The following is a 14,209-nucleotide window of genomic DNA, read 5'->3' on the forward strand; positions in this document are numbered from 1 at the left end:
GGTAGGAACGGATCGGCCTGCTGTGACGCGGGCGCTCAGGACCGGCCGAGTTCCCGGTTGATGAAGTCGAAGATCTCGTCGTCCGAGGCCGCCTCGAGGTGCTGGCTGACGGAGGCTTTGGGATCACCCTCGCTCTGATCACCCAGCTCGGTCAGCATGCTGCGCAGGCGCGCCTTCGCGAGAGTCCTGGCGCTGTTATCTGGGGAAAGCCTTGAAATCGTGGCGGCCAGCCGGTCCAGCTCGGCCGCGAGGACGGTCTCCGATTCCGCTTCCTCGGCGCCGAACAGCTCGGCTTCGAGGAAGGCCGCCAGATGGCGGGGGGTCGGGTAGTCGAAGACGAGGGTGCTGGGCAGCTTCAGGCCGGTGTCGGCGGCGAGCCGGTTGCGCAGCTCGACGGCGGTCAGCGAGTCGACGCCGAGTTCCCGGAAGGCCTGGCCCGATCCGACACCGCCGGTGTCCTCGTGGCCCAGTACCTCGGCCGCCCGCCTGCGCACCGCGTCGAGCAGTGCCTGCCCTCGCTCGTCCGCGGACAGCCTCCCGAGCTTCTCCCTCAGCCCGGCGTCGCGTGTGCCGTCCTGGAGTCCGGAGGCCGCGCCGGTGGTGGGGGTGGTGTGGGCTTCGGGAAGACCCGCCAGCAACACGCTGGGACGCACACTCGTGTACGCGGGAGCGAACCGCTCCCACTCCACGTCCGCCACGACCACCACCGGATCCTCACCGGCCACCACACGCCCCAGCTCCCGCACCGCACGCCCCGGATCCAGCGCCACCAGACCCCGCCGCCGCAACGCCTCCACCACCTCACCACCGGCAGCCATCCCCCCACCGGCCCACGGACCCCACGCCACCGACGTCCCCACCAACCCCCGCACCCGACGCGCCTGCACCAACGCGTCCAACGCCGCGTTCGCCGCCGCATACCCCGCCTGCCCCCCACTGCCCCACACACCCGCAATCGAGGAGAACACCACGAACGCGTCCAGCACCCGGTCCCCCAGCACCGCATCCAGATGCACCGCACCCGCGACCTTCCCCGACCACACCTCCGCCAGATCCCCCGCACCCACCTCCCCCAACGGCACATTCACCACCGCACCCGCCGCATGCACCACCGCATCCACCGGATACTCCGCCAGCAACCCCTCCACCGCCGCCCGGTCCGACACATCACACGCCACCACACTCACCCGCGCACCCGCCGCCGCCAGCTCCTCCCGCAACTCCACCGCACCCGGCGCACCCAACCCCCGCCGACCGGCCAGCACCACATGCCCCGCACCCTCCGCAACCACCCACCGCGCCACCCGCGCACCCAACACACCCGTACCACCCGTGATCAACACCGTCCCCCGCGGAGACCAACCCCCATCCCCCCCGGCAGCCACCCGCTCCAACCGACGACCGAACACACCCGACCCACGCACCGCCACCTGATCCTCAACACCCACACCCGCCAAAACCGCCACCAAGGCGTTCCCGGTGGTGTCGTCGAGGGCGGCCGGGAGGTCGACGAGACCGCCCCAGCGACCGGGCGCCTCGAGGGCGGCCACCCGGCCGAGCCCCCAGACGGCGCTGCGGACCGGGTCGACGGCCGTATCCGCCCGACCGACCATGACGGCCCCTTGGGTCAGCACCCACAGCGGAGCCGTGACGCCCGCGTCGCCCAGGGCCTGGATCAGCGCCAGCGAACCCGACACCGCCACCGGCACACCGTCCCCGGACACCTCGCCCGAGAGAGCCAGCAAGGACACCACACCCGCCACCGACGGCAGGTCCTTCAGCCGGGCGGCGAGCTGCGCGCGGTCCGCGCGCGGGTCACAGGTCCAGTACTCGACGTCGGCGCCCGCCGCGCCCAGCGCCTCCTGTACGGAGACCGCCCACGTGTCCGCGTCAAAGCCCTCCGGTACGACTGCCAGCCAACGCCCCTGCAGCACCGCGTCGCGAGGGACGCCGGCCACCGGCGCCCAGCGCACCTGGTATCGGCAGCGGTCGGCCTCGGCCTGCTCCTGGCTCTGCCGCCGCCAGGAGGTCAGCGCGGGCAGCACCGCCCCCACGACCTCCTCCTCCAACTCCAGCGCACCCGCCAGAGCCTCCAGATCCTCCCGCTCGACCGCCTCCCAGAACCGCGCATCGACCTCACCACCACCCACGACCGGCTCCCGGCGCACGACCTCCGGCCAGTACCGCTGGTGCTGGAACGCGTACGTCGGCAGTCCGGGGGTCCCGACACCGTCTCCGCCGAGCATCGCCGACCAGTCGACCGTTCCGCCGGACACGAAGACGCCTGCCAGGGCGGACAGCACCGACCTCGTCTCGGGCCGGTCCTTGCGCAGAGCGGTCACGAAGACGGGCGGATCACGGTCGATCCCGCTCTCGTCGTCCGCGACGGCCTGCGCCAGGGCGGTGAGCGTGCCGTCCGGCCCGAGTTCGAGGAAGCGTCGGACGCCTTCCTGCCCGTCCAGGGTGCTTACGGCGGCCGCGAAGCGCACCGTCGCACGGACGTGCTCCACCCAGTAGTCCGGGGACATCAGCTCCTCGGCGGCGGTCGCCCCGCTGACCGTGGAGACGAGCGGTATCCGCGGCTGCTCGTAGGTGAGGCTCTCGGCCACGGCGCGGAATTCGTCGAGCATCGGTTCCATCAGCGGCGAGTGGAAGGCATGGCTCACCCGCAGAGCCGTGACCTTGCGCCCCTCACCACGGAAGTGGTCCGCGATCTCACCGACGGCCTCGGCAGTGCCCGAAACCACCACCGCACGTGGCCCGTTGACCGCAGCCACACCCACCTCGTCGTTCAGCAGCGGCAGCACCTCGTCCTCGGACGCCTGCACCGCCACCATCGCACCACCGGCCGGAAGCGCCTGCATCAGCCGGCCCCGCGCCACCACCAGACGGCACGCGTCCGCCAGCGACCACACCCCCGCCACATGCGCCGCCGCGATCTCACCGATCGAATGCCCGGCCAGCACATCCGGACGCACACCCCACGACTCCAGCAGCCGGAACAGCGCCACTTCCAGCGCGAACAGAGCAGGCTGCGCGAACTCCGTACGGTTCAGTACGTCGTCCTCGTCGCCGAAGACCACCTCCCGCAAGGGGCGGGGGAGTTCGGTGTCGAGGTGGGCGCACACGGCGTCGAAGGCATCGGCGAACACCGGGTACTCCTCATACAACTCCCGCCCCATACCGAGACGTTGGGAGCCCTGCCCGGCGAACAGGAAAGCCGTACGGCCCCCTTCACCGACCTCACCCGTCACCACACCGGCAGCCGACTCACCCGCCGCCACCGCCTCCAGACCGTCGAGCAACTCCTCACGATCCGCACCCCACACCACGGCCCGGTGCTCGAACACCGACCGCGACCGGACCAAAGACCCACCGATCCCCGCGACATCCACCGCACCGACGCCGGCCACGAACTCCACCAGCCGACTGGCCTGCTCCCGCAACGCGGCCCGGCTACGCGCCGACACCACCCACGGCACCACGGACGACACCGGCGCCTCGCCACGCGAAGCAGCGGAAGGCTCTCCGCCAACGGGTTGTTCGAGCACGACGTGGGCGTTGGTGCCGCTCACGCCGAAGGCGGACACGGCGGCGCGCCGCGGCCGGCCCTCCTCGCCGGCCCACTCCCGCTCCTGCGTGAGCAGCTCGACCGCACCCGCCGACCAGTCCACATGCGACGACGGCGCATCCACGTGCAGCGTGCGCGGCAGCAGACCGTGCTGCATGGCCAGCACCATCTTGATCACACCCGCCACACCCGCGGCGGCCTGCGTGTGCCCGATGTTCGACTTCACCGACCCCAGCCACAACGGCCGCTCACGGTCCTGCCCATACGTCGCGATCAGCGCCTGCGCCTCGATCGGATCACCCAGCGCCGTACCCGTACCATGCGCCTCGACAGCATCGACATCACCCGGCGCCAGACCACCCGCCGCCAACGCCGCCCGGATCACCCGCTGCTGCGACGGACCATTCGGCGCCGTCAGCCCATTGCTGGCGCCGTCCTGGTTGACCGCCGAGCCCGCCACCACCGCCAAAACCCGGTGCCCGTTGCGCCGCGCGTCCGACAACCGCTCCACCACCAGCACACCCACACCCTCACCCCACCCCGTACCATCCGCACCCTCCGCGAACGCCTTGCACCGCCCGTCCACCGCAAGCCCCCGCTGCCGCGAGAACTCCACAAACGCCCCCGGCGTCGACATCACCGTCACACCACCGGCCAACGCCAGATCACACTCACCCGAACGCAACGCCTGCACCGCCAGATGCAACGCCACCAACGACGACGAACACGCCGTGTCCACCGTCACCGCAGGACCCTCCAGCCCCAGCACATACGACACCCGACCCGACAACACCGACGCCGCGTTGCCCGTGCCCACATGCCCCTCGAAATCCTCACCCGAGGCAAGCAGCAGACCCGTGTAGTCCTGACCGTTCGTCCCCGCGAACACCCCCGTCCGACTGCCCCGCAACCCACCCGGAGCAATCCCCGCCCGCTCCAACGCCTCCCACGACGACTCCAGCAACAACCGCTGCTGCGGATCCGTCGCCAACGCCTCCCGCGGACTCATCCCGAAGAACCCCGCGTCAAAACCACCCACACCCTCCAGGAAGGCACCGACGTCCACATAGCTCGTGCCCCTCCGTTCGGCGTCGGGGTCGTACAGGGCCGTGAGGTCCCAGCTTCGGTCGGCCGGGAACGGGCCCACCGCGTCGGCGCCCTCGGACAGCAGCCGCCACAGACCCTCCGGATCCCGCACCCCACCCGGGAACCGGCACGCCATCCCGACGATCACCACCGGATCGTCACCCGAGACCACATCCGCCGGAGTCGGCGCGACGGCCTCCGCCTCCGCCGCGTCGCCCAACAGCTGCTCCCGCAGGTGACGCGTGAGCAGTACCGGTGTCGGATAGTCGAACACCAGCGTGGCGGCCAGGGGGATGCCGGTCGCCATGGCGAGGGTGCCACGGAGTTCGACCGCGGTGAGGGAGTCGACGCCCAGGTCCCGGAAGGCACGCTCGGCCGGCACGGCGGCCGCGCCGGCATAGCCGAGGACGCCGGCGGCGCAGAACCGGACGACTTCGAGGAGCACGCGTTCCTGCTCGGCGGGGGTGAGCCCGATGAGCTGGTCCCGCAGTACGGAGCCGTCTCCGCGGCCGAAGCGTTCGGAGGCGGCGCCGGCGCTCTCGACGGCCGCGTGCGCCTCCGGAAGCGACTCGATCAGCGGGCTGGGGCGTGTGATGGTGAAGAAGGGCGCGAACTCGGACCAGTGGATGTCCGCGACCATGACGACGGGCCTGGGCTCGGCGACGGCCCGGTGCAGGGCCAGGACGCCGAGAGCGGGCTGGAGCGGCAGGATGCCGCCGCGGTGCATGCGCCAGTGGACGACCTCTTCGTCGGCCATGCCGCCGTCGGCCCACGGACCCCACACGATGGAGGTGGCGGGCAGCCCGGCCGCCCGGCGCCGCTGGGCCAGCGTGTCGAGGAAGGCGTTCGCGGAGGCGTAGTTGCCCTGACCGGTGGTGCCGAGGGTGCCGGAGATCGACGAGAAGAGGACGAAGGCGTCCAGGTCGCGGTCGCGCGTGAGCTCGTCCAGGTGCAACGCGCCCAACGCCTTCGCCCGCAACACCGTCGCGAACCGCTCCGGCGTCAACGCATCGATCACACCGTCGTCCAGCACACCCGCCGTATGCACCACCGCATCCACCGGATACTCCGCCAACACCCCCGCCAACGCACCACGATCAGCCGCATCACACTCCACGACCGACACCCGCACACCCAACCCCACCAACTCGTCCCGCAACTCCACCGCACCCGGCGCACCCAACCCCCGACGACTCGTCAGCACCACATGCCCCGCACCCTCCACCGCCACCCACCGCGCCACCCGCGCACCCAACGCACCCGTACCACCCGTGATCAACACCGTCCCCCGCGGAGACCAACCCCCGTCCCCGCCACCGGCACGCACCCGCTCCAACCGACGGCCGAGGACTCCAGAGGGCCGAAGAGCCACCTGGTCCTCGGTGCCTCCGCCGAACAGCACACCCATCAGGCGGGTGACGGCGCGGCGGTCGAGGACCTCCGGCAGGTCGATCAGACCACCCCAGCGATCCGGGTACTCCAGAGCCGCCACCCGGCCCACACCCCACACCGCACCCTGCACCGGATCCACCGGACCGTCCGAACGGCCCACCGACACACCACCACACGTCACCACCCACACCCGGCCACCCACACCCACATCCCCCAGCGCCTGAAGCAGGGTGGCGACCGCGGAGGGGCCGAGGGGCAGGCCGTCGGCGTCGGCTCCGGCGAACTGGGCGAAGGCCAGTACGCCCTCCACGGGGTGGCCCTCCGTGGCGTCCCGCAGGCGGTCGGCGAGTGCGGCGCGGTCGGTGCGGGCGAGCGTGGGGACGATGGTGACCCGGTCGGGCCCTCCGAGAGCCGTGGCGAGGGTGGTGACCGCCGGGTCGTCGCCGTCCCGGGCGTCGGGGAGGAGGAACAGCCAGCGGGCGTCGGTGGCGGCCGGGACGGTGGCCGGCTCGATGGCGGCGGGCTTCCACACCACCTCGTAGGCGAGCGCTTCGACGGCGGTCTCCTGCTGCTGTCGCTTGCGCCAGGAGGCCAGCGCCGGGACGACCGCGCCGATCTCCTCGGCCGGCAGCCCCAGGGTCCGTGTCAGGGCGTCGACGTCCTCGCACTCGACGGCTTCCCAGAAGCGGTCGTCGACGGTGTCCGCCGCGGTCCGGGCGTGCGTCTCGGCCGTGCGGACGGCGGCGGTGCCGTGGTCGAGCCAGTAGCGTTCGTGCTGGAAGGCGTAGGTCGGCAGGTCCACCGCGCGGGTGGCCGGAGCGGCCCCCAGCGCCGGGGTCCAGTCGACGTCGACGCCATTCACGTACAGCCGGCCGAGGGCGCCGTACAGAGCGGGGACCTCGGGGCGGTCCTTGCGCAGCGCGGGTACCAGGAGCGGGCCGGGACCTGCGGCCGGGTCGTCGGAGAAGCAGGTGCGGGCGAGGGCGGTGAGGGTGCCGTCGGCACCGAGTTCGAGGTAGCGGGTGACGCCCTGCTCGCGCAGCCGGCGTACGTCGTCGGCGAAGCGTACGGGCTGCCGGACGTGGGCCGCCCAGTAGCCGGCCGCGCACAGTTCGCCGGGGTCGGCCAGCGTGCCGGTGACCTCGGAGACGATGGGGATCTGCGGGCGGTGGTAGGTGAGGCTTTCCGCGACGCGCAGGAAGTCCCCCAGCATGGGCTCCATCAGCGGTGAGTGGAAGGCGTGGCTGACCCGCAACGCGGTGGTCCTGCGGCCGAGGTCCAGGAAGTGTGCGGCGATCCGGGACACACAGTCCTCCGCGCCGGAGACGACGACGGACTGCGGTCCGTTGACGGCGGCGATGCCGGCCTCGGTCTCCCGCCCGGCCAGCAGGGGCAGCACCTCCTCCTCCGTGGCCTGCAGCGCGACCATGGCGCCGCCCTCGGGCAGGGCCTGCATGAGCCGGCCGCGGGCCGCGACCAGGCGGCAGGCGTCGTCCAGGGACCACACTCCGGCGACATGGGCCGCCGCCAGTTCGCCGATGGAGTGCCCGGCGAGCACGTCGGGGCGGACACCGTACGATTCGAGCAGGCGGAACAGCGCGACCTCGAAGGCGAAGAGGGCGGGCTGCGTGAACTCGGTGCGGTTCAGGACCTCTTCGTCGTCGCCGAAGACGATCTCCTTGAGTGGTCGCCCGAGTTCGTTGTCCAGGTGGGCGCAGACGGAGTCGAAGGCGTCCGCGAAGGCCCCGAACGTGTCGTACAGTTCACGGCCCATGCCGAGCCGCTGCGAGCCCTGTCCCGCGAAGAGGAAGGCGAGGCCTCCCTCGGAGTCGGCGGTGCCCGCGATCGCGGCGGACGAGGGTTCGCCCCGGCCGACGGCCTTGAGGGCGGTGACGAGGTCGTCGCGGTCCTCTCCGACCACGGTGGCGCGGTGCTCGAAGGCGGTGCGGGACGTGGCGAGCGCGTGGGCGACCGCGACGGGGGTCAGTTCGGGGCGGGAGTCGAGGTGCTCGGCCAGCCGGGCGGCCTGGGCGCGCAGCGCTTCGTCGCTGCGGCCGGAGAGCAGCCAGGGCACGGTGGCGGACGGGGAGCGCGGGGCGGGCGGGGGTTCCGGGGCGTCGGCGGGGAGGGGTTCCTCCAGGACGACATGGGCGTTGGTCCCGCTGAGCCCGAAGGCGGACACGGCGGCGCGCCGCGGCCGGCCCTCCTCGCCGGCCCACTCCCGCTCCTGCGTGAGGAGCTCGACCGCACCCGCCGACCAGTCCACATGCGACGACGGCGCGTCCACATGCAGCGTGCGCGGCAGCAGGCCGTGGTTCATGGCCAGCACCATCTTGATCACACCCGCCACACCCGCGGCGGCCTGCGTGTGCCCGATGTTCGACTTCACCGACCCCAGCCACAACGGCCGCTCACGGTCCTGCCCGTACGTCGCGATCAGCGCCTGGGCCTCGATCGGATCACCGAGCGTGGTACCCGTGCCATGCGCCTCGACGGCGTCGACGTCGGCCGGCGTGAGGCCGGTGCCCGCCAGGGCGGCCCGGATCACCCGCTGTTGCGAGGGGCCGTTGGGGGCGGTGAGACCGTTGGACGCGCCGTCCTGGTTGACCGCGCTGCCCCGCACCACCGCCAGCACCCGGTGCCCGTTGCGCCGCGCGTCCGACAGCCGCTCCACCAGCAGCATGCCCACGCCCTCGGACCAGCCGGTGCCGTCGGCGGCCTCCGCGAAGGCCTTGCACCGGCCGTCCTCGGCGAGCCCCCGCTGCCGCGAGAACTCCACGAAGGCCCCCGGCGTGGACATCACCGTGACCCCACCGGCCAGCGCCAGATCGCACTCGCCGCCCCGAAGCGCCTGCACCGCCAGGTGCAGGGCGACCAGGGAGGAGGAACAGGCGGTGTCCAGGGTGACGGCGGGACCCTCCAGGCCGAGCGCGTACGACACCCGGCCCGAGGCCAGGCTCGCCGCGCTGCCGGTGAGCAGATGGCCGCGTACGTCGTCAGGGACCTCGGTGAGCGTCGCGCCGTAGCCCTGGTGGCCGCAGCCGACGAACAGGCCGGTGCGGCTGCCGCGCAGCGAGCGCGGGTCGAGGCCGGCCCGCTCGACGGTCTCCCAGGAGACTTCGAGGAGCAGGCGTTGCTGGGGGTCGATGGCGACGGCCTCGCGGGGCGAGATGCCGAAGAAGGCGGCGTCGAAGGCGTCGGCGTCGGACAGGAAGCCGCCCTCGTTGACGTAACTGGTGCCGGGGCGCTGCGCGTCGGGGTCGTACAGCGCGTCGAGGTCCCAGCCTCGGTCGGCCGGGAAGGAGCCGATGGCGTCACCGCCCCGTACCAGGAGGTCCCACAGGTCCTCGGGCGAGGTGATGCGGCCGGGGAGCCGGCAGGCCATGGCGACGATCGCGATCGGTTCGTCGTCGCGGCCGGCGCCCGCCGGGACCGGGACCGCGCCGGGCGCGTGGTGAGCGGACGGCAGGGTGCCGTCGTCGAGCGCGCTCATCAGGTGATCGGCGAGGGCGAGGGGCGTCGGGTGGTCGAAGGCCAGGGTCGTCGGCAGGGTGAGGCCGGTGGCGGTGGCCAGGAGGTTGCGCAGTTCGACGGCGGTGAGCGAGTCGAAGCCGCAGTCCTGGAAGGCACGGGCCGGCTGGATGCTCTCCGCAGTCGGATGGCCGAGGGCGGTGGCCGCGCTGCGCCGCACCAGCTTCAGCAGCAGCCGGCGGCGCTCGGCGGCTCCCAGCGGGGCGAGTTCCGCGCGCAGGCCGCCGCCGTGTCCGGTGGTGGCGTCCTGGGCGGCCGTCATGGCTTGGACGGCCTCCGGGATACGGCTCAGCAGGGCGCCGCCCGGCAGTCCCCGGCGTCCGGTGGCGATCCTGGCCCAGTCGATGTCGCAGACCAGCGCCCAGGTGTCGTCGTGGGCGAGGAGGCTGCCGAGGGCGGTGAGCGCGGGTTCGACCTCCATGGGGGTGAGGCCGCCGCGCCGCAACCGGGTCAGTACGGCGGGGTCGTCGGCCATGCCGCCGCCCGCCCAGGGGCCCCAGGCGACGGAGGTGGCCGCGAGTCCCGCGGCGCGGCGCTGTCGGGCCAGGGCGTCGAGGTAGGCGTTGCCGGCCGCGTACCCGGCCTGTCCCGCCGAGCCGAGCGCACCGGCGATGGACGAGAAGAGCACGAAGGCGGTGAGGGGGGTGTCGAGGTTGCGGGTGGCCTCGTCGAGGTTGGCCGCCGCGCGCAGCTTGGCGCGCAGGACGGTGGCGTAACGCTCGGGGTCCATCGCGGTGAGCGGTGCGTCGTCGAGGACGCCCGCGATGTGCAGCACCGCGGTCAGCGGCCGGTCGGCCGGGACGGTGGCGAGCAGTTCGTGCAGCGCGGCCCGGTCGGCGGGGTCGCAGGCGGCGATCGTGACCCGGGTGCCCGACTGCTCCAGTTCCTGCCGCAGTTCGTCGGCACCGGGTGCCGACGGGCCGCGGCGACCGACGAGCAGGAGATGCTCGGCGCCCTCCCGGGCCAGGTGGCGTGCCACATGGGCGCCGATGATCCCGGTGCCGCCGGTGATGAGCGTGGTTCCGGTGAACCGCGGTGCGGGACGGGTCTCGTCGCCGTCCCGGGTGACACGCGTCAGCCTGCGGGTGAAGACCGCCGCGTCGCGTACCGCGAGCTCGTTGTCGTCGCCCGGCTCCGCGAGGGACGCGACGAGCCGGGCGAGTGCCCGCCGGTCCGGTCGCTGCGGCAGGTCGACGAGGCCGGCCCACAGGTCCGAGTGCTCGACGGCCGCGGTCCGGCCGAGACCCCAGGTGGTGGCCTGCACCGGCCGGGTCAGCAGGTCGGTGGCGCCGACGGACACCGCCGACCGGGTGGCGGCCCACAGCCGTGCGGTGGTGCCGCTCCCGGCGAGCGCCTGCACCAGCAGGGTGTTGAGGTGCAGTCCCAGAGGTACGTCGGCGTGGACGGTGTGGGGTGTTTCGGTGAGGGCGAGCACCGACAGCAGCTGGAGCGGTCCGTCGCGGTGTGCCGCGGCCTCGGTGAGGGCCTCCGCGATCCGGGTGCGGTCCGCGTCGGCGGCCACGGCGAAGGGGCTCGCGTCCGCTCCGGCGGCGGTGAACGCCTCGGCCAGGGCCTCGGCCGTCGCGGCGGCGTCCGGGTCGTCGGCGCAGAAGGGCACCAGCCAGACACCGGTCGGGGTAGCCGTGGGAGACGGCAGGGGTGTCCAGTTCTCCCGGTGCTGCCAGAACTCGGCGGCGGCGCGCCGCATGCTGTCGTGGTGCCAGGACGTGAGGGCGGGGAGTACGGGTGCCAGGACGTCCGGGTCGAGCGCCAGCCGCTCGGCGAGGTCGCGGACGTCACCCTTGCGGACGGCGGCCCAGAAAGCGGAGTCGACGGGCTGCGCCGGTCCGCCCTGCTGGTCGGAGGGGGCCTCGGCCGGCCAGTACCGGGTGCGCTGGAAGGCGTAGGTGGGCAGCTCGACAGGGCGCGCCGCGGGGAACAGCGCGGACCAGTCCGGGCTGTGTCCGTGCGCGTGCAGGGTGCCGACCGCAGCGAGCAGGCCGGCCGGCTCCGGCCCGTCCTTGCGCAGTGCGGGCACCACCATGTGCGGTGGCGTCGCTCCGTCCGGTTCCCCGGTCGTGGAGGGCAGCAGCGCCAGGGCGAGGGCGGAGAGGGTGCCGTCCGGACCGAGTTCGACGGTGCGGGTGACGTTCTGGTCGGCGAGGGTGTGGAGGGCGTCGGCGTACCGGACGGTGCGGCGGACGTGCTGGACCCAGTGCTCCGGGGACATCAGTTCCTCGGCGCTCGCGGCCTCTCCGGTGACCGTGGAGACGACGGGCAGGGTCGGACGCGCGTACGACAGCCTTTCGGCCACCGTACGGAACTCGGCCAGCATCGGTTCCATCAGCGGGGAGTGGAAGGCGTGGCTCACCCGCAGGGCGGTCGTCTTGCGGCCCTCGGTCCGGAAGGAGGCGGCCACCTCCTCCACCGCGCCGCCGTCACCGGCGATCACCACGGAACGCGGGCCGTTGACCGCGGCGAGGCCCACCTGGGCACCGAGCAGGGGCAGCACCTCCTCCTCGGACGCCTCGAGGGCGATCATCGCCCCGCCCTCGGGCAGGGCCTGCATCAGCCGGCCGCGCGCCACGACCAGACGGCACGCGTCGGCCAACGACCACACCCCCGCCACATGGGCGGCGGCGATCTCACCGATCGAATGCCCGGCGAGGACGTCCGGCCGTACGCCCCAGGACTCCAGCAGCCGGAACAGGGCCACTTCGAGGGCGAACAGCGCGGGCTGCGCGAACTCCGTCCGGTTCAGCCGGTCGGCGTCCTCACCGAACACCACCTCCCGCAGATCGAAGGGCAGTTCCGCGTCCACCGCGTCGAAGGTCTCCGCGAAGACGGTGTACGTCTCGTACAACTCCCGTCCCATGCCGAGGCGTTGGGAACCCTGCCCGGCGAACAGGAACGCGGTGCGCCCCCTCAGCGCCGTACCCCGCACCACCCGCGCGTCCGTCTCACCCGACGCCAACGCGGCCAGCCCCGCCCGCAGATCCTCCGCATCCGAGCCCACGACCACCGCACGGTCCTCGAACACCGACCGTGTCACCGCCAGCGACCAGCCCACATCGACGGCGGAACCCTCCACTCCCTCCAGGAGCCTCGCCGCCTGCGCCCGCAACGCCCGCTCCCCACGCCCGGACACCGGCCACACCGACAGCCCGCCACCGGCACCCTCACCGGACCGTGTGGGCTCCTCGACCGGCCCCGCCTCCTCCAGCACCACATGCGCGTTGGTGCCGGAGATACCGAAGGACGACACGCCGGCCCGGCGCGGGCGGTCCTCGGCGTGGGGCCAGTCGCGCGGTTCCTCCAGGAGGCTCACGTCGCCCGCCGCCCAGTCGACGTGCGTGGACGGCGCGTCGACGTGCAGGGTGCTCGGCAGCAGGCCGTGCTGCATCGCCAGCACCATCTTCATGACGCCCGCCACCCCCGCGGCGGCCTGGGTGTGCCCGATGTTCGACTTCACCGAGCCCAGCCACAGGGGTCGTTCACGGTTCTGGCCGTAGGTGGCGAGCAGCGCCTGGGCCTCGATCGGGTCACCGAGGGTGGTTCCGGTGCCATGGGCCTCCACCGCGTCCACGTCGGCGGCCGACAGCCCCGCGCTCGCCAGCGCCGCCCGGATCACCCGCTGCTGCGAGGGACCGTTCGGCGCCGTCAGACCGTTGGAGGCGCCGTCCTGGTTGACGGCGCTGCCCCGGATCACGGCCAGTACCCGGTGCCCGTTGCGCCGCGCGTCCGACAGCCGCTCCAGCAGCAGCAGACCCGCGCCCTCGCCCCAGCCGGTGCCGTCCGCCGCGTCGGCGAAGGGCTTGCAGCGGCCGTCGGTGGCCATGCCGCCCTGGCGGCTGAACTCGACGAAGGCGCCGGGAGTGGACATCACGGCGACGCCGCCCGCCAGCGCCAGGGAGCACTCGCCGGCCCGCAGGGCGTGGGCGGCCAGGTGCAGCGCGACCAGGGAGGAGGAGCAGGCCGTGTCCACCGTGATGGCCGGGCCCTCCAGGCCCAGGGTGTAGGCGACGCGCCCGGAGACGACGCTGCCGGTGTTGCCGGTGAGGATGTGGCCCTCGACGCCGTCGGGGACGTCGCGCAGCACGGAGCCGTACTCCTGGTTGCTGCAACCGACGAAGACACCGGTGCTGCTGCCGCGCAGGGCGGCGGGGGCGATGCCCGCGCGTTCCACGGTCTCCCAGGCGACCTCGAGCAGCAGTCGCTGCTGCGGGTCCATGGCGAGGGCCTCGCGGGGCGAGATGCCGAAGAAGTCGGCGTCGAAGCGGTCGGCGCCGTGGACGAAGCCGCCCTGGACGGCCGCGCTGCCGCGACCGGTCGTCTCCTGTCCGAACAGGGCGTCGAGGTCCCAGCCGCGGTCGGTGGGGAAGCCCGTCATGGCGTCGGTGCCGTCCGCGAGCAGACGCCAGAAGTCCTCGGGTGTGTCGGCTCCGCCCGGCCAGCGGCAGGCCATGGCGACGATGGCGACCGGCTCGGTCATCGCCTCCTGCAACCGCTGGTTGTGCTTGCGCAGCCGTTCGTTCTCCCGGAGCGAGGCACGGAGGGCTTCGACGACTTTTTCGGAGGACATGCTCAGCTCCACACTTCGCGCTTCGAGGCAGACAGGGGGCCAGACGG

1 protein-coding gene is annotated in these 14,209 nt (G+C 73.1%); it reads right to left on the bottom strand.

Annotation, left to right across the window (positions count from 1 at the left end):
* Window positions 1-35: 35 nt before the first annotated feature.
* The gene (locus OG852_RS03400) at window positions 36-14,162 is read right to left on the bottom strand and encodes a type I polyketide synthase (protein WP_330347012.1); all 14,127 of its coding nucleotides are present in this window, start codon (window positions 14,160-14,162) and stop codon (window positions 36-38) included.
* Window positions 14,163-14,209 lie beyond the last annotated feature (47 nt).

It is taken from the genome of Streptomyces sp. NBC_00582 (genome assembly GCF_036345155.1).
Lineage (GTDB): Bacteria > Actinomycetota > Actinomycetes > Streptomycetales > Streptomycetaceae > Streptomyces.

What these genes read in the sequence shown, in the direction of transcription:
- OG852_RS03400 (WP_330347012.1), bottom strand. Translation starts at nt 14,162, where the DNA reads ATGTCCTCCGAAAAAGTCGTCGAAGCCCTCCGTGCCTCGCTCCGGGAG.